Source organism: Acinetobacter sp. 1424608, assembly GCF_000588255.1.
GTDB lineage: Bacteria > Pseudomonadota > Gammaproteobacteria > Pseudomonadales > Moraxellaceae > Acinetobacter > Acinetobacter nosocomialis.
In genome coordinates, this window is the sequence record NZ_JFXL01000026.1 from 23,486 (window position 1) to 39,352 (window position 15,867).

18 protein-coding genes, 1 tRNA gene and 2 pseudogenes are annotated in these 15,867 nt (G+C 35.7%); 14 read left to right on the plus strand and 7 right to left on the minus strand.

Features of this window, described 5'->3' with window-relative positions; all coding sequences use genetic code 11:
- Positions 1-12 precede the first annotated feature (12 nt).
- A complete protein-coding gene (gene mobR / locus J678_RS21205) occupies positions 13-1,683 on the plus strand; it encodes a phenol degradation transcriptional regulator MobR (protein ID WP_017393689.1) in 1,671 nt (556 codons plus the stop codon).
- A 57-nt stretch (positions 1,684-1,740) separates the two neighbouring features.
- Here mobR and J678_RS21210 read toward each other — a convergent pair whose 3' ends face one another.
- Positions 1,741-1,941 carry a heavy-metal-associated domain-containing protein gene (locus J678_RS21210; protein WP_001985155.1) on the minus strand — a complete coding sequence of 67 codons (201 nt, stop codon included), beginning with the start codon at positions 1,939-1,941 and terminating at the stop codon, positions 1,741-1,743.
- Between the two features lie 166 nt (positions 1,942-2,107).
- On the opposite strand from J678_RS21210, the gene J678_RS21215 reads away from it, so the two are divergent.
- From J678_RS21215 to J678_RS21225, 3 genes are all read left to right on the plus strand, one after another.
- Positions 2,108-4,579: a heavy metal translocating P-type ATPase gene (locus tag J678_RS21215; protein ID WP_017393690.1), complete on the plus strand. Its 2,472-nt coding sequence runs from the start codon at positions 2,108-2,110 to the stop codon at positions 4,577-4,579.
- 75 nt (positions 4,580-4,654) lie between these two features.
- Positions 4,655-5,056, plus strand: coding sequence for a Cu(I)-responsive transcriptional regulator (gene cueR / locus J678_RS21220; protein WP_017393691.1), 402 nt, complete (start codon positions 4,655-4,657; stop codon positions 5,054-5,056).
- A gap of 28 nt (positions 5,057-5,084) precedes the next feature.
- Positions 5,085-5,492 carry a GFA family protein gene (locus J678_RS21225; RefSeq protein ID WP_017393692.1) on the plus strand — a complete coding sequence of 136 codons (408 nt, stop codon included), beginning with the start codon at positions 5,085-5,087 and terminating at the stop codon, positions 5,490-5,492.
- A gap of 605 nt (positions 5,493-6,097) precedes the next feature.
- On the opposite strand, the gene J678_RS21230 is transcribed toward J678_RS21225, so the two are convergent.
- Entirely contained in the window at positions 6,098-6,454 is a 357-nt protein-coding gene (locus J678_RS21230; protein WP_004709792.1) for a four-helix bundle copper-binding protein, read from the minus strand.
- A 470-nt stretch (positions 6,455-6,924) separates the two neighbouring features.
- Positions 6,925-7,254 (minus strand): hypothetical protein, encoded by a 330-nt coding sequence (locus J678_RS21235; RefSeq protein WP_017393693.1) that lies wholly within the window; start codon positions 7,252-7,254, stop codon positions 6,925-6,927.
- 452 nt (positions 7,255-7,706) lie between these two features.
- Between J678_RS21235 and J678_RS21240 the strand changes: the two genes are divergently transcribed.
- Both J678_RS21240 and J678_RS21245 read left to right on the plus strand, forming a co-directional pair.
- Positions 7,707-8,300, plus strand: a complete 594-nt coding sequence (locus J678_RS21240; RefSeq protein WP_017393694.1) for a LysE family translocator — start codon at positions 7,707-7,709, stop codon at positions 8,298-8,300.
- A 47-nt stretch (positions 8,301-8,347) separates the two neighbouring features.
- Positions 8,348-8,566 carry a hypothetical protein gene (locus J678_RS21245; protein ID WP_004709788.1) on the plus strand — a complete coding sequence of 73 codons (219 nt, stop codon included), beginning with the start codon at positions 8,348-8,350 and terminating at the stop codon, positions 8,564-8,566.
- A 243-nt stretch (positions 8,567-8,809) separates the two neighbouring features.
- Here the strand turns inward: J678_RS21245 and xseB are convergent, their stop codons facing one another.
- Positions 8,810-9,004, minus strand: a complete 195-nt coding sequence (xseB, locus tag J678_RS21250; protein WP_017393695.1) for an exodeoxyribonuclease VII small subunit — start codon at positions 9,002-9,004, stop codon at positions 8,810-8,812.
- A complete protein-coding gene (gene xseA, locus J678_RS21255) occupies positions 8,994-10,259 on the minus strand; it encodes an exodeoxyribonuclease VII large subunit (protein ID WP_017393696.1) in 1,266 nt (421 codons plus the stop codon). The genes xseB and xseA overlap by 11 nt, the downstream gene beginning before the upstream one ends.
- Before the next feature lie 256 nt (positions 10,260-10,515).
- On the opposite strand from xseA, the gene J678_RS21260 reads away from it, so the two are divergent.
- A tRNA-Met gene (locus J678_RS21260) sits at positions 10,516-10,592 on the plus strand.
- A gap of 180 nt (positions 10,593-10,772) precedes the next feature.
- A complete protein-coding gene (locus tag J678_RS0104620; RefSeq protein WP_025466156.1) occupies positions 10,773-11,003 on the plus strand; it encodes a hypothetical protein in 231 nt (76 codons plus the stop codon).
- A 151-nt stretch (positions 11,004-11,154) separates the two neighbouring features.
- On the opposite strand, the gene J678_RS21265 is transcribed toward J678_RS0104620, so the two are convergent.
- Positions 11,155-11,826: an XRE family transcriptional regulator gene (locus J678_RS21265; RefSeq protein ID WP_017393698.1), complete on the minus strand. Its 672-nt coding sequence runs from the start codon at positions 11,824-11,826 to the stop codon at positions 11,155-11,157.
- 626 nt (positions 11,827-12,452) lie between these two features.
- Between J678_RS21265 and J678_RS21270 the strand changes: the two genes are divergently transcribed.
- On the plus strand, positions 12,453-12,782 hold the full coding sequence (locus tag J678_RS21270; RefSeq protein WP_272480772.1) for a hypothetical protein: 330 nt from the start codon (positions 12,453-12,455) through the stop codon (positions 12,780-12,782).
- Between the two features lie 36 nt (positions 12,783-12,818).
- Positions 12,819-13,364, plus strand: coding sequence for a glycoside hydrolase family 108 protein (locus tag J678_RS21275; RefSeq protein WP_017393699.1), 546 nt, complete (start codon positions 12,819-12,821; stop codon positions 13,362-13,364).
- A 70-nt stretch (positions 13,365-13,434) separates the two neighbouring features.
- Here the strand turns inward: J678_RS21275 and J678_RS21280 are convergent, their stop codons facing one another.
- On the minus strand, positions 13,435-14,052 hold the full coding sequence (locus J678_RS21280; RefSeq protein WP_016804779.1) for a LysE family translocator: 618 nt from the start codon (positions 14,050-14,052) through the stop codon (positions 13,435-13,437).
- Between the two features lie 514 nt (positions 14,053-14,566).
- Between J678_RS21280 and J678_RS21285 the strand changes: the two genes are divergently transcribed.
- The 4 genes and pseudogenes from J678_RS21285 to J678_RS21295 form a co-directional block, all read left to right on the plus strand.
- Positions 14,567-14,782 (plus strand): cold-shock protein, encoded by a 216-nt coding sequence (locus J678_RS21285; RefSeq protein ID WP_002048761.1) that lies wholly within the window; start codon positions 14,567-14,569, stop codon positions 14,780-14,782.
- 203 nt (positions 14,783-14,985) lie between these two features.
- Positions 14,986-15,219, plus strand: a complete 234-nt coding sequence (locus tag J678_RS21290; RefSeq protein WP_002048783.1) for a hypothetical protein — start codon at positions 14,986-14,988, stop codon at positions 15,217-15,219.
- Positions 15,220-15,490: 271 nt separating this feature from the next.
- A pseudogene (locus J678_RS23925) lies at positions 15,491-15,562 on the plus strand (pyrroline-5-carboxylate reductase); the annotation flags it as partial.
- A 77-nt stretch (positions 15,563-15,639) separates the two neighbouring features.
- Positions 15,640-15,867: pseudogene (locus J678_RS21295) on the plus strand (IS3 family transposase); the annotation flags it as partial.

The window sequence follows — 15,867 nt, forward strand, 5'->3', positions numbered from 1 at the left end:
AACAGATCACTCATGGCTCGAGTAAAATACGATACAACGGGACGATACGCAGATCATCCGCAAGAAATTCACGATTTGCTGTCTAAACTGCACTTTGATACTGCCCACGGCCAAATCTGGTTTGATGAATATCGGATGCTACTTTTACACACCAGTATTATGGGATATTTGCGTAAAGATTTAGCGCACATGATTGGACTTGAACGAACTAAGCGTTTTTTTATTCGTTTAGGGTATCAAGCTGGGTTAAAAGATGCAGAAGTTACAACAAAAATACGTCCCGATTTAAATGAACACGATGCTTTTATGGCAGGCCCACAAATGCACGCTATTCGTGGAATGGTGCAAGTACAGGCCAACCAGCTCAATTTAAGCCACGATAAAAAACAGTTTTATGCCGATTTAAATTGGCTTAACTCTTTTGAAGCTGATGTGCATTTAGAGCATTTTAGCCCAAGTGATGAACCTGCATGCTGGATGCTTTTGGGTTATGCATGCGGCTACAGTAGTTTTGCGACGGGCATGACTATTATTTATCAAGAAATAGAGTGCAAAGCCTGCGGCGATGAGCATTGCCGTATTATCGGTAAGCCTTTAGAAGAGTGGGAAAATGCAGATGAGCTGATTCAATTCATGTCACCCGAACCTATGGAAAAAGAACTGATTGCGTTGCAGGCTGAACTTTTTGAACTAAAAAAATCAATTTATAGCGACAGTGAAGCCGATTACCAATTATTTAGTTCTGTGGGTAAGTCAGCATCTTATAAACAGGTCTGTGCATTATTAACCAAAGCAGCAGGTTCGAAAGTTTCTATTTTGCTACAAGGCGAAACAGGGGTTGGTAAAGAAGCTTTTGCACGAGGAGTTCATGAAAATAGCCAAAGAAAAGACCAACCTTTTGTTGCGGTAAATTGTGCAGCGATTCCACCAGAGTTAATTGAATCTGAGCTATTCGGCGTAGAAAAGGGTGCCTACACAGGGGCACATCAATCTCGCTTGGGTAAGTTTGAACGAGCCAATGGCGGTACGATTTTTTTAGATGAAGTGATTGAGCTTTCTCCTCGTGCACAAGCAGCACTATTACGCATTTTGCAAGAAGGTGAATTCGAGCGAGTAGGAGACTCACAAACTCGTATTTTAGATGTCCGTGTAATAACAGCCACCAATGAAGATCTTGAACAAGCTGTGAAAACAGGACGATTTCGGGCAGATTTGTATTATCGCTTAAATATTTTTCCAGTGCAGATTCCGCCTTTGCGGGAGCGCCGTGAAGATATTCCGTTACTGGTTGAACACTTTCTTCATCGCTTTGAAAAAATGTACGGTAAAACCATTCAGGGTGTAAGTGAAAAGACCAAAGTTTTTATGCAGCAATATGAATGGCCGGGCAATATTCGTGAGTTGGAAAACTTATTAGAAAGGGCGGTTTTATTAACGGACGATCAGCAGTTGATTAAGTTAAATGCCATTTTCCCACAGATTAAGCATGACCCAGAGCAGGCTGTAGCTGTTGAAACTGACTTTGAACAATTGTTGCAGGCAGAGTTTAATTTAGAAGAACACGAGAAGCAGTTAATTTTAATAGCTTTAAAAAAGGCAAATCATAATGTGTCTGAAGCAGCACGCTTATTGGGACTAACTCGGGCAGCACTGGATTATCGAATTAAAAAATTTCAGCTTTGAGTCAATATCAACAAGCTAAAAAATAAAGGCCTAACTTTAAAAGTTAGGCCTTATTCACTATTGCACTTTCGCTGGGAAACCATCTTCTTCCAGTGCTTCGGTAATTTTATCGACACTTTCACTGCTTTCAACAGTCACGATTTTGGTCGCTAAATCTACATCTACTTTTGCATTTGGATCGACATCTTGAATCGTTGCTGTCACACCGCGTGCACAGCCACCACAAGTCATATTTTCAATAAGTAGTTTCATGTTCATACTCCATCAAGAATGAGATGTTTGTTTGGATAACATTGAGTCTAAACCTTGTCATGATTGTAAGGTCAAGACCAAATTTTTAAAAAAATATGCTTGACCTTCCCATGATGGGAATCTGTATGCTCAATACAGAATATTAAATTTTGTAGATTTGCAGAGGTGTTTGATGGACTCAAAAAACACAAAATTGCCAGCATATAGTGAAACACTCTCAATCGAAGGCATGACTTGTGCCTCCTGTGTAGGACGTGTCGAAAAAGCACTTAAGAAAGTTGAAAATATAGAAGTTGCTAACGTTAATTTGGCAACAGAAAAAGCTGTTGTTTATTCAAGTCAACCGATTCAGCGTGAAGCACTGGTTAAAGCAGTTGAACGAGCAGGTTATGATGTTCCAAAAGCTGCGCCAGTGGAGTTGTCTATTGAGGGCATGACCTGTGCATCTTGTGTTGCACGTGTAGAAAAAGCCCTAAAAAAAGTAGACGGCGTTCAAGAGGCAACCGTCAACTTAGCAACAGAGCAAGCTTGGGTGCAGGCAGATAATTCAGTCAACGTCGAAGACTTAATTCGCGCTGTTAAAAAAGCAGGTTACGACGCGAAAGCATCTGAAAAAAATCAAGATGAACAATTCGATAAAAAAGCTTCAGAGTTAGATCAGCTTAAAAAAGATTTGATCATTTCGATTGTATTGGCCTTACCTGTGTTTATTTTGGAAATGGGTTCACATCTCATTCCAGCTTTTCACATGTGGGTCATGCATACCCTTGGTCAATACAATAGCTGGCTTTTACAGTTTGTTTTGACCACATTAGTACTCGTTTTTCCAGGTCGCCGTTTTTACCAAAAAGGGATACCAGCTTTATGGCGTTTAGCACCAGATATGAACTCGTTGGTCGCTGTTGGAACCTTGGCTGCCTACAGTTTCTCAGTCGTAGCTACCTTTATGCCGCAGGTTTTACCACAAGGTACCGTCAATGTTTACTTTGAAGCGGCTGCCGTTATTGTCAGTTTAATTTTACTCGGACGTTATTTTGAAGCCAAAGCTAAAGGACGTACTTCACAAGCTATTCAACGTTTAGTAGGAATGCAGCCAAAAACGGCTCGTATTCAGCGTGACGGTCAAGTGGTTGAAGTTGCTGTTGCCGAAGTGGTCAGTGGAACTATTGTAGAAATTCGTCCGGGTGAACGTGTACCTGTCGATGGTGAAGTGGTTGAAGGGCAAAGTTACATTGATGAATCTATGATTACGGGTGAGCCTGTCCCTGTTGAAAAAATAGTAGGGCAACAAGTAGTTGGGGGTACAGTCAATCAAAACGGTACTCTAAACATTCGGGCAACTGCCGTTGGTTCTTCGTCTGTACTTTCACAAATTATTCGCATGGTTGAGCAAGCCCAAGGTTCTAAACTTCCAATTCAGGGTTTGGTCGATAAAGTCACTATGTGGTTTGTGCCGGTAGTGATGTTAATTGCTGCAATTACTTTCTTAGTTTGGTTTATTTGGGGGCCAGAGCCTGCGCTGACTTTTGGTTTAGTGAATGCTGTTGCGGTACTCATTATCGCGTGTCCTTGTGCGATGGGACTTGCAACACCAACTTCTATTATGGTCGGTACTGGACGTGGTGCTGAGCTAGGTGTCTTGTTCCGTAAAGGTGAAGCTTTGCAGCTTTTACAAGAAGCACAAGTGGTTGCCGTTGATAAAACGGGAACACTCACCGAAGGCAAACCGACACTGACAGACTTTAATGTGGAACAGGGCTTTGAACGCAAACAAGTGCTGACTTTAGTTGCTTCTGTCGAAGCCAAGTCTGAACACCCAATTGCACTAGCGATTGTTCAAGCAGCAGAAAGTGAAGGTTTAAACTTATTGCCAGTAATAGCATTTAACTCGATTACAGGCTCAGGTATTGAAGCAGAAGTTTCAGGTCAAAAAGTACAAATTGGCGCAGACCGTTATATGCACCAACTTGGTTTAGACACCAGCTCATTCCAAGCGATTGCTGCTCAGTTAGGTGAAGAAGGCAAAACCCCGCTATACGTTGCTATTGATCAGCAACTTGCAGCAATTATTGCTGTGGCAGACTCTATTAAAGAAACAACCTATGCTGCGATTGAGGCCTTACATCAGCTTGGGTTAAAGGTTGCCATGATTACAGGAGACAATCGTCATACGGCGCAAGCAATTGCCAAAAAGCTGAACATTGATGAAGTTGTGGCAGAGGTTTTACCCGAAGGTAAAGTAGATACAGTTCGCCAATTGCAAAAACAATATGGTCGTTTGGCCTTTGTAGGTGATGGCATTAACGATGCACCAGCCTTGGCACAAGCAGATGTTGGTTTGGCCATTGGTACAGGCACAGATGTTGCCATCGAAGCAGCTGATGTTGTGCTGATGTCAGGCAGCTTAAAAGGCGTACCGAATGCAATTGCATTAAGTAAAGCCACCATGCGAAACATACGTCAAAACCTGTTCTGGGCATTTGTATATAACGTAGCCCTAATTCCAATTGCAGCAGGTGCGCTATATCCAGCATTTGGCGTTTTACTCTCGCCAATGTTTGCAGCAGGTGCGATGGCACTTTCTTCAGTCTTTGTTTTAGGCAATGCATTACGTTTAAAACGTTTTCATGCGCCAGTAGAGTAAGCGTGCTGAAAATCAACTTTTAGTTTAAGATCATGACAGCAGGTCTTAAACCAAATTTAATATTTGAGGTGTGAGATGAATATCGGTCAGGCATCCAAACATTCGGGCATTTCGGCGAAAATGATTCGCTACTATGAAGAAATCGGTTTACTTGAAGCAGCTCAGCGTTCAGCTTCTGGCTATCGAATTTATTCAGAAACAGACCTTAAAACTTTAAACTTTTTAAAGCATGCTCGAGAGTTAGGTTTTTCATCTGAACAGATGAAAGAGCTTATTTCACTTTGGAAAAATACTGATCGGCATAGTGCAGAGGTGAAAGCCTTAACAGTAAAACACATTGCTGAATTAAAGCAAAAAATTGCTCATTTACAAGAAATGGTTAATATTTTGCAGGCTTCTGCCGATGATTGCTGTGGTGACCAGCAGGCTTCGTGTGCGATTTTAGACCACATTGAAAAAGGTGTAGATGTAAGTTAAACCTTATAAAAATAAAAAAGGAAAAATCATGGCTTATACAGCTTCTTGTCTTTGTAATGGCATTCAACTCCGTATTAATGCCGAATTAGAACCCATTATGGTTTGTCATTGTAAACAATGCCAAAAAGCCCAAGGCGCTGCTTTTGCGGCCATCACTCAAGTACAAAAAAGTGACTTAAATGTGGTACAGGGTGAAAACCTTTTACAGGCTTATTTTGCATCGAATAATAAAAAAAGAGTATTTTGTAAAACTTGTGGCTCACCTGTCTGGAGTGAACGTTTAGATAAACCAGAAGTGGTGCGTTTAAGAGTAGGGCTCATTAATGAAGACATATCGACGCGAGTTATCTCTCATGCTTTTGTCAATTCACAAGTGAAGTGGTATCCAATTTGTGATACGGCTCGCCAGTACCCAAATGGCGTCGAAAACCCTTGAAATATGAAGGTTTGAAAGTATTTTGTTCATTTGTAAAAAAACGTGAACAATATTAGTCATGAATAAATAATGTGCTATAACTGTACCTAAGGTAATCGTAATATCTCCTCGATCCACAGGGAAACTTGGGACAGGGCAAAAGATACGATAAGACCTTACATATAGCTAGCAAAGAGCATGTAAGAGATGGATAGACACAAATCTTAGATTGCTCACCGTTGCAGAAAAGCCCGTGAAACGGGCTTTTTTAATGCTTGTAAAAACTATTTCTTATTTGGAAAGATTATAGTTTTTTAAACTATTTATGAAAAAGTAATGTAAAAATAACAAAATATTTTAAATATACAGACTATTCTGTATTGCAATTTGTTTTTATTAAGGGTACATTTAGTCAACGGTTTAAAGTTCAAGCTTAATAATGAACTCATGGTCGTTGTGGGAGATCTAAGAGCCTGCATTTTCCCCAAGATGCGGGTTTTTTTTATGCCTAAAGAAAAGTAGTTTTTCATCTCATCTAAAAACTTTAATTTTCTAATTGTTTGTTCTTTAAATATTTAAAACCCACGAGCCTAATAGGCCGTAGGTTTCTACAATAAAACTAGAAGTTAAGCACGATATGCCAGACAAGCTTTAGCACATGCTAAACAAGCTTTGGCACAAATCTGACAATGCTCATGTTCGTGTTTGCTACATTCAGCTGCACAAAGTTGGCACGCGCTGGCACATAATTGCATGGCTTGTTCAGCAAGCTCTGAATGTCTTAATTCTAAAGATGTGCAAAGCTGACAGGTTTCGACACAGGTTAAACAATGTTTAATACATTCACGCATCATATGCACATGTTCTTCTTGCAAACATGCTGAGGCACAATGTTTACAAGCAAACATGCATTCAATGCAGGCTTGAACTGAAGTAGATGCTTGATTAAACAGAGATTGATTTGGTTCTTGTGAGCTATTCATTCTAATATTCTCCTTTTGAAAGGCTATTATTAAAAAATCGAATATTGTTATCTTTTTTCATTTTATAAAATCATTTTTCCTATTGGGCACTTTGAAATGAAAGGTCTACAAATGCTCAATAAGGAATTAACCTCGTATAAGAATGTTACAAGTGCTTTTCTAATTAAATTTTTAAAATGTAAAAAATAGATTGCTCAAGACAAACTACAAAATTTATTTTCATATAATACTTTTGGCTAATTTTTTTATGGATGAAAATTAGGCAAATTATCAGTGTGAACTTTAAGGGCACACGTAATGGAAAACATTGAACAGTACGCTCACGGAGCTGAGCATGAAGTCCACGTACACTGCAAACGATCATTAAGTACATTAATACTGAGCCTGTTTGTATTAATTGCGACTGGTCGTTAAAAGAAAAAGCACCCAAGGGTGCTTTTTCTGTATCTATTGACTATTGATAGTTTTGTTTAAGAGCCTGTAAAGCCGCGCCGTTTTTTATAGGCTTTACGATCATAAGAGGGAATATTGGACTTTTGAAGATCAATAGCCAGTTGTTTTTTGCGTTGAAATTGCACTTCACTTAAAAGTACATCATAAATTTTGGAACGATCAGTTTTAAACTTTTCTACATCCAATGGAATTTTACTTTCCTGTTTAACAATATACAAAACAGAACCAGTGGCATTAGTTTCATATATTGTCCAACCAACTCTTACAATGTAGAGGCCGGTTTTTGCATCCTTTCCTAAATAAGCTTTAAAACCATCGGGATGAGGGCGAACATAAGCATTCATCATGCATCCTCCATCAACTATTTAATTCGATGAAAGCGGCGATTAATGAATTGATGGGAACGATACATCTATTCAGTAAAATCACGATTTTCATGTGTATATATATTGATCAATTTGGTAATTTCAAGGCGTGTGATATTTGTTTTTTTGCTATTTAAGAAGTGGGAAGAATGGCCTAAAAAATATATAAATAATCACTTATTTTAAAAAAAATATATGATTTTGGAGTTTAATATCTTTTTAAGTTAATGCAGTGTTTTTTTATAAATGTGTGACGCATTTTGCAAATTTAAAATTGGAACAAATTTTAATGAATATAAATTCACTTTTTATTAAATTATTAATTTTAAAAAATAAAAAGTATTTGTAATATTTCTTGTTACAACGATTTTGTCGACAATAGATGCTCATTTTTGACATATTTCGCCTAGCGTAATCAATCGAGTTTTTGGCCTATGGTGTCATTTTTATTTATTGGACTTGTGGTCACTATTTTGTTGACTCCAGGACCAACAAATACATTATTAGCCTCGGCTGGCTTGCAAGCAGGGCTAAAGCACTCTCTTAAGCTAATTCCGGCAGAGGTAATAGGTTATCTGATCGCGATTACCTCATGGGGTGTTTTACTTGAGTCGGTATCTCATTTTATTCCATGGCTTCCTGCTATATTAAAATTGATGAGTGCGAGTTTCATTCTTTATCTCGCTTTTAAACTTTGGATCACTTCAACCGAAGATATTAAGTTAGATCGCCCACTGATTACGCCAAAAGCTTTATTTCTTGCAACACTTTTAAACCCGAAAGCTTTGCTCTTTGCTTCGGCGATTTTTCCACATGCAGCGTGGGAAGTTCCGCATTTGTATTTTATTCACATTGTTGTCTTTTTATCTTTAATTACCCCAATTGCTTTTTTATGGATTATGTTTGGAACTGCCCTCATTTCAAATAAAGTAACTTGGTTAAATCAACGCAATTTACAACGTACAGCTGCATTTATTTTAACTTTTTTTGCTATGCCAATCGGCTATTCTGCGATTAGCTCATTTTAAACTTAACCCATTATTTATATTAAAAATTTATTTTTCAGGAGATTTTTATGAAAAGATTAAAAGTAATTATCAAGGACCAGTTTGATAAAGAATCAATCGCTTTGGCAAAAGTTAGACCAATGAATGACCATGCACTTGAACTTCATAAAAGTGTTGAACATATTGAAATTAATGACGATATCATTTTACCAAACATGGATTTGTTATATGAAAATCCTAAAGACGGCAAAATTTATCAATTAATTGGTCCATTCAGTGAGGAATAACCCTTAAACTAAATTTAACAATAAGCATCAGCAGAGTTTGTGTTTTCGATGGTCTTAGATGGTGGAAATTAAGCCAAACTAACGTATAGACACAATTAAAATATTGAACATCGCAGGTCGTTATGGGACTATGTTTTTGCAAAAATGTGACCTAATCCTCATTTTTGCATTTCAGGACTAAGTGGTGTTCACTAAGCCCATTTCTTCAATGAGAAGTAGAAATGGGCTTTTTTTATGGAAATTTTATTCTTTAAAAGTCTCATCTAAAGCTTGTTGGACAGCTTCAATTCGAGATTTGCAAGCTTTATAAGCGCTAATAGACTCTTCAACAATTTTCATTAAATTATCTATATCAGGACTTTCCTGTGATTCTAACAATTCAGCATTTTTCTTCAAAATGTCATGGCCAACCTTAAAGGTTAACTCTTCATTCTTCATTTGGGACTACCTGTGTAATGTTGGCTTCAACTACGCCATCTTGCATTTCAATGGCAATGGAGGGGCTTGAAATTTGGTGTATAGAGCGAATCGCTTTTCCTTCGGATCTGACAATTGCATAGCCTTTAGCTTGAACCTGTTTAGGGTTTTGCAAAAGGATTTCTTTCATTAATGACTCGATTTGAGCTAAGGAAAATTTAACTTGTTGCTGTGAGCTGAACTGAATACGTTCTTTCATCTGGTCAAGTAGACGATGCGCCGAGTTAAGTTGATTTTGTGCAGAAGACTTAATGTGATGAAGCAATTGATCATTTTTGCTTTGATAAGTCGTGATTTGATGCTGAGAAAGCAGTTTAATCGTTTGTAGACTATCTACCGCTTCTTGTACACGTTCAACAATATGATTACGAATACCAGCAATCACTTTACTTGGAGTATCAAACGAACGATGTGCGATCTCATCAAGGATGGTACGGTCTTTTTCATGCCCGATACCAACCCAAATCGGAACGCTGCGTTTACAGAGAAGTGCGGCAAGCTCATAATCATTTAAGTAAGCTAAGTCATTTACAGCACCACCACCACGAATAATTACAATCAGATCTGGTGGAAAGTTATAACGATTTGCCCATTGCTTTAAACCTGTTGCCAAGGACTCCATAAGGCTAACAGCAGCAGTATTCCCCTGAAAGGTCGCACTTTGATAAACAAAATGACAAACCTTATTTCTTTCTAAAGCATCTGCATCTTTTTTAAAGTCACCCAAACCTGCAGCATTTTGAGGAGCAATCACTAAAACATTTTCAATATCAAAAGGGGTAGGGAGAAGTTTATTTTTATGAATCAAACCTTCTTGGGTTAAACGCTCTACAATTTGTTGATAACGTTTTGCAATTTCCCCAAGTGTAAAACTTGAGTCAATTTCTTCGATATTGACTGAAAATCCGTATTGTGGATCAAAACGCGCTCTAATTTTAATTAAAACGTTTAAATCACTTGCTAACTCAATTCCTGTTTCACGTTCAAACTTTAAAACAATTTTACTCGCTGAAAATTTCCAGATGGTTGCCTTACAACTGGCAATCACTTTATCGGTGTCAACATCTTTCTCTGCAAGTTCTAAATAGTAATGTCCACCTTTAATATTTAAATTCCGAATCTCTGCTCTAACCCATACCGGTTCGTCAAAGGTCAGGCGTATGACTTCCTGCACAGTGCCGAGATATTCGCTTAGAGAGAACTGAGGATCAGACATATAAACTATTAATAATGGGATGAAACTAGATAGTATAAAAGCTATCCAAGCAAGGCAATTGATGTCTATGAATATCGCGTTCTATTTAAAATAAATACAACAATTTAAAGAAATAAAAATTAGAAATTACGATGTCGATTTAGACTGAATGGTAAAAATAAAAAATTAATAAAAAGATAATTGTTAATAATTACAACCGATTAAAAAATAAAGTTTGCTTTATAAAATATATAGGCGTATAAAGCATACTTCCAATTGCGGGGTGGAGCAGTCTGGTAGCTCGTCGGGCTCATAACCCGAAGGTCGTTGGTTCAAATCCGACTCCCGCATCCAAAAAATATTATGCTCTGTGATGTACTACTTTTCATGATACGAACTCATGAAAAGCAATTAGCTTATAAATAACCCTATATCAAGCTAAATATTAAATTCTAGACGAACTGTCCATACCTTAAATCTAGCGTTCTAATTAAATACCGTTAAATCACATGAGCTCAGTAATGAGTGAATACGATTGTGAATATAGTAAATGAGTGGCACATTGCCACAGCCGTAAATGGCAATGAAATCAATGTGAGGATTATTCCTCATGTGCGTAAGCAAAATTCGCTTGATGGATATCGTTGGGTAGAAGTTGGAAAGAAAATTCAGCTTCAAAATGGTGAAGAAATTGAGCTAAACCAAGATGGAAAAAGCTTTTATGCTGGTTTTAATCAACTTTATCGTTTAAATACATATTGTTGATAACATCATGGTACTAAAGCAAGAAAACCTATCTCTTTTAAAGGAGATAGGTTTTTTTATGTCTCTAAGTTATATAAATAATTAAAATTATAAAAAAGTAAGAAATTTGAAAATGATAGAATTATTATTTTAGCTATATTTAATAACTCATTTAACCTGCTCGCCAGAACTGACGGCCCATTACTTTAAAGTTTTTCCCGTTCTCTTCAGTTACACGGCGGTCTCTAAATTTTTCATTTAAACTATGCAAAATTAAAGAGCCATCAGCTTCTTTAAAAATTTGTTTAATCATTCCCTCGCCAGCGAAATAAACAGCATAGATTTCTCCATCAATCACTTCTGTCTGAGAAATATCAATGCCGACCAAATCTCCATCTTTGATGTAGTCAGTCATGCTATCGCCCTTAGCTTTAATAATGCGCATACATTCCTGAGGAACGCGCTTTTCTTTAAAGAAAGAAGCAGGGAAAGGAATTTTTCCATTAATTGTATCAAAATGAAATTCGATTGATTCACCTGTACCACAAGAAAAACTTGCTTCAACTACTTCAATCCAGACATATTGATCTACTACATCACTGCTGACAACGGTGGGACTAAATACATCACTTTCTCTAAAAGAGTCTTCTGTGTTACCAGTAGTAAGCCAATAAGCGTCTACACCTAAAAACTGTGCAATGAGTGGAAGAAAAGCAGATTTTAAATTCTTTCCCGATTCTAAAGCTTGATAGGCAGGCTGAGACATTTTTACTGCTTCAGCAACTTCTGCCTGAGTTTTCTTAGCTTTAATCCTTGAATCTTTTAAACGGTCTTTAAGAGCCATAATGATCGCACCAGCTAACTTATCACAAATATATAACTAAAGTTATATCTAGTAAAACAACTATAGTTATTGACTAATAATAACTATAGTTATAATATCAATTATAAGAGCTCATTGATAGAACTAATGCAATATTTTTACTAGAACATATTTTTATTTTGTATCAATGGCTTGGTAAGTAGTGATCAGTATTCTGCCTCAATGGACGACAGAATATAAAATGGCGATAGTAAATCAGTGGTAGAGATCGGCTATCAAAAAATAAAAAATGAATAAAAAAAGCCCGATTCCGTGGATCAGGCTTAATGTTCGTCGATAAAGGGTATCAAGAACATGAAGAATCTAACAAAGAATTTAATGGCTCACAAAAGTTTCCGATATACGGCAGCGTGTTATCTCAACTTTTTGGTCAAAAAAGATAAGTCATATATGTATGCCAGTTTTAAAAGAAAAAGAACGGCTAGGCTAAGCACGGGTGTATAGCAATTTTTTATAAAAATATGAGAAATAACAATGTAGTAAGTACGATTATTTTTCAAATTTTAAGTATGAGACAGGATTGTATTATGGAAAATTTTTTAACATTAAATGGACTAGCTTCTATTTTTAAGCTGTATGGTACGGTCATGATGATCGCTTTAGCAGTAAGCTTAGTCGTAGCGGTGGTTTTAATCATGCGTTTCCCACGTTCGCCTCAAGAATGGGTAGTAGGTTTGATTTGTACTATTGTCTCAAGCTTGACTGGTGGTTCATTCATTATCATGAAATGGGACTTACATGAATGGGTGACCGATATATGGGGCATGATCACTTTAGGTGGATTCTTCTTTATTTGTGGCTTACCTGGTTGGGCAATTGTGAGGTGGATATTTAACTTCATTAATAAACAAGAAGGAAAAACTATTGTTGAAGTAATGAAAGACTTAAAAAAAGCAAAAGATGATATTCAAAGTTAATAGCTATCAGCGAGTTATATAAATGAGGACAGGCCCATGTATGTTGAACAATATCTAGATGCCCTTATAAAACGTGAAGGTGGTTATGTAAATGATACGCTTGACTCTGGACATGCCACCAAATTTGGAATTACTCAAACAGTTGCACGTAGCTATGGATATCAAGGTGAAATGGAGGATTTACCTTTAGAAACTGCAAGAGATATTTATAAAAAGCAATATTGGCTTGAGCCGCGATTTGATCAAATTAATTTGATTAGTCCGATCATCGCTGAAGAACTGCTCGATACAGGAGTAAATTGTGGTCTTGGTTTCACAAAACCACTTCTACAACGTGCTTTGAATTTGTTAAACAGACAAGGAAAAGAGGGATGGAGCGATCTTAAATTAGATGGTGAATATGGGCCTTCTACCTTACAGGCTTTATCACTCTATATTAAAAAGCGCGGTCAAGAAGGGGAAAGAGTGATGGTACGTCTTCTAAATATTATGCAAGGCCAACGCTATATTGAAATTACAGAGAAAAATCCAAAGTATGAACAATTCTTTTACGGATGGCTTGCTAACCGTGTGAGTTTTTAAAAAGACCAACTTGCTTGAGCTGAATACATATAGCAAGTTGGTCCATTCTTCTTTTTATAATACAAATTGTTTATTGAGTAATAAGTAAAATGGCGAGAAGAAAGAAAATACAACCACTCACTTTATTCAGTTTTGCAAAATTATTTCCGGCAAGCATTTTCTCTTTAAAAATTGAAGAAAAATTAGCATAAACTAAATGAATTAAAAATCCGATAAAGCAAAAGGTTAAAGATAAAATGAGAAATTGATTTAATATTTCTTTTTTAATATCAATAAACTGAGGAAAAAGTGCAATAAAAAAGACAATCGTTTTCGGATTAAGTAATGAAGCAAATAGCCCCTGATAAAAAAGTTTTGATTTCTTCACGATTTTATCGTTGTGTTCAGTTTCTAGTAAATCTTGAGTAGGAGATTTCTTTATAAAGTTTTTATAACCTAAATACATAAGATAAAAGGCCCCAATAAACTTTAAAACAGTGAAGATGGTGGGGTTACTGGTAATAATGAGACCAACACCACTTGCAGAAATCACAGCGATAATGAACATACCAATGATTAAACCGCTAATACCGAATAAAGCGGTACGTACACCATAATTTATTGAATTTGTTACTGTAAATAAAACGCCTGGTCCAGGGCTGGATAAGGTAAGAAAAGCAATGGTTATAAAAACTAAGAGACCGTTCACGTGGCTACTTCCTTTTTATCATCAATATGTTAAGCTGCAAACGTACTTTAAATCAGAATACATGAAGTGTATATATACAAGTCTGTATATTTTATAAAAAAGTAAAATATTTTAGTAAGATATTAAAGTAGTTTTAGAGCGTAAAGAGAGGCTTAATAATTTTCAAAAGATAAAATTTTATAGTATAAAAATAAGATATATTTAATTAATATATTGAAGTTAAAACAATTAACTAAATTAAAAAATAGCATTTAAAATCAATAGATAAGTGATCGTTAGAGACGCACAAATTGTGTGGAAAATCAATTAATCAAGATAGAGATTGCAATTCGTTAAGAAGCGTGTATAGTCGACATTAACTAGAAAAATATTCATGTTACCCTAAATCTCTCTTTTCGCAGTTTTATTTATAATCCTCCGTATATTATTAGATATTTAAGTAGAGTGTATATTTTTTAGTTCAATTGGAATACCCAATAACAAATGTTAATGTTTTTAAAATTAGGATTAATTTATGTCTAATGCTACTGGTACAGTAAAATGGTTTAATGAAACTAAAGGTTTTGGTTTTATTCAAACTGATGAAGGTAAAGATGTTTTTGCACATTTTTCTGAGATTCAAACACAAGGCTTTAAAGTTCTTCTAGAAGGCCAGCGTGTTCAGTTTACTGTGACACAGGGTAAAAAAGGCCCACAAGCTTCGAATATCACAATTGTGACGAATGCTTAAATAACATAATTTGATGATTTTATTTGATTTATTTTTTGGCCATTTGTTCAATTAAATAACATGAAATCATCTACGTAGTTAAAAAACCCACTTCTTCCTTTGTGGGTTTTTTATATAAAATATTAAATAAGTTGATTATTTGTTTTATATAATATAAAAATTAAATTTGTGTTGTATAAGTTAACATTATAACTGGTATAAAAATGGATATTTGTATTGGCGGTATTTTAAACGGTAAAGTAAGAAAAATTAATGAAGATAGTTTCTGTGTTGGAAACCCTCATTCAGATGATATAAATGAGTACTATAAGCAATACTTTCATTTAGGTGGAAAGCTTTTGTCATTTTGGGTATACAGCGAAATAAATTATCAGGAAGCATCACGAATAGCGGAAAGTTTCTTAAAAAAAGAACAAAGATCTTTAAGTGGATGTTAAATAAAACCACTTTAAGTCTGGCAACTATATTGCTTAAATCAGATAAGCTATAATTAATTTTTAATTACATATTTTTAACAATTTAGTTTAATTTGTTATTCATAACGTCATAAGTAATAGAGTAATCTTAGCTCAAAATAGAGTTTAGTTGTAAAATTAAACTTAACATTCATAAAAATTTATTAAATTTTTATTGTATTAACGGTCCATGACTTAAGTCATAAATAATATTTCTTTTTGTAGTATATCTAAAGGAAGGAAATAATTCTAAATGTTGAATATAGTACAACCAAATATTTGCTTCATCGGTAGTAGTAATTTGTCTTTAGCTTTAATTGGAGGTTAGAGGTGGATCAGGAAATTTGAACAACACTTATAAGTGATATTTTGCTCCCCAAATGATGTTATAAACATCAATATATGGAGTATTTTATGGCACGTAGACCAAGAAGAAATCATTCAAATGATTTTAAAGCTAAGGTAGCACTTGCTGCGATTAAAGCAGAAAAAACACTTGCTGAATTGAGTGCTGAATTTGATGTTCATCAAAACCAAATTATCGACTGGAAAAATCAACTGATTTCAGCTTCCTCGCAAGCTTTCGATCAATCAAAAGCTCCAACAGAACCACCCATCGATCTAAAAAAA

Excerpts from the sequence above, each read along its gene's own strand:
- mobR (WP_017393689.1), top strand. The coding sequence starts at position 13 with ATGGCTCGAGTAAAATACGATACAACGGGACGATACGCAGATCATCCG.
- J678_RS21210 (WP_001985155.1), bottom strand. The coding sequence starts at position 1,941 with ATGAACATGAAACTACTTATTGAAAATATGACTTGTGGTGGCTGTGCA.
- J678_RS21215 (WP_017393690.1), top strand. The coding sequence starts at position 2,108 with ATGGACTCAAAAAACACAAAATTGCCAGCATATAGTGAAACACTCTCA.
- cueR (WP_017393691.1), top strand. The coding sequence starts at position 4,655 with ATGAATATCGGTCAGGCATCCAAACATTCGGGCATTTCGGCGAAAATG.
- J678_RS21225 (WP_017393692.1), top strand. The coding sequence starts at position 5,085 with ATGGCTTATACAGCTTCTTGTCTTTGTAATGGCATTCAACTCCGTATT.
- J678_RS21230 (WP_004709792.1), bottom strand. The coding sequence starts at position 6,454 with ATGAATAGCTCACAAGAACCAAATCAATCTCTGTTTAATCAAGCATCT.
- J678_RS21235 (WP_017393693.1), bottom strand. The coding sequence starts at position 7,254 with ATGATGAATGCTTATGTTCGCCCTCATCCCGATGGTTTTAAAGCTTAT.
- J678_RS21240 (WP_017393694.1), top strand. The coding sequence starts at position 7,707 with ATGGTGTCATTTTTATTTATTGGACTTGTGGTCACTATTTTGTTGACT.
- J678_RS21245 (WP_004709788.1), top strand. The coding sequence starts at position 8,348 with ATGAAAAGATTAAAAGTAATTATCAAGGACCAGTTTGATAAAGAATCA.
- xseB (WP_017393695.1), bottom strand. The coding sequence starts at position 9,004 with ATGAAGAATGAAGAGTTAACCTTTAAGGTTGGCCATGACATTTTGAAG.
- xseA (WP_017393696.1), bottom strand. The coding sequence starts at position 10,259 with ATGTCTGATCCTCAGTTCTCTCTAAGCGAATATCTCGGCACTGTGCAG.
- J678_RS21265 (WP_017393698.1), bottom strand. The coding sequence starts at position 11,826 with ATGGCTCTTAAAGACCGTTTAAAAGATTCAAGGATTAAAGCTAAGAAA.
- J678_RS21270 (WP_272480772.1), top strand. The coding sequence starts at position 12,453 with ATGATGATCGCTTTAGCAGTAAGCTTAGTCGTAGCGGTGGTTTTAATC.
- J678_RS21275 (WP_017393699.1), top strand. The coding sequence starts at position 12,819 with ATGTATGTTGAACAATATCTAGATGCCCTTATAAAACGTGAAGGTGGT.
- J678_RS21285 (WP_002048761.1), top strand. The coding sequence starts at position 14,567 with ATGTCTAATGCTACTGGTACAGTAAAATGGTTTAATGAAACTAAAGGT.
- J678_RS21290 (WP_002048783.1), top strand. The coding sequence starts at position 14,986 with ATGGATATTTGTATTGGCGGTATTTTAAACGGTAAAGTAAGAAAAATT.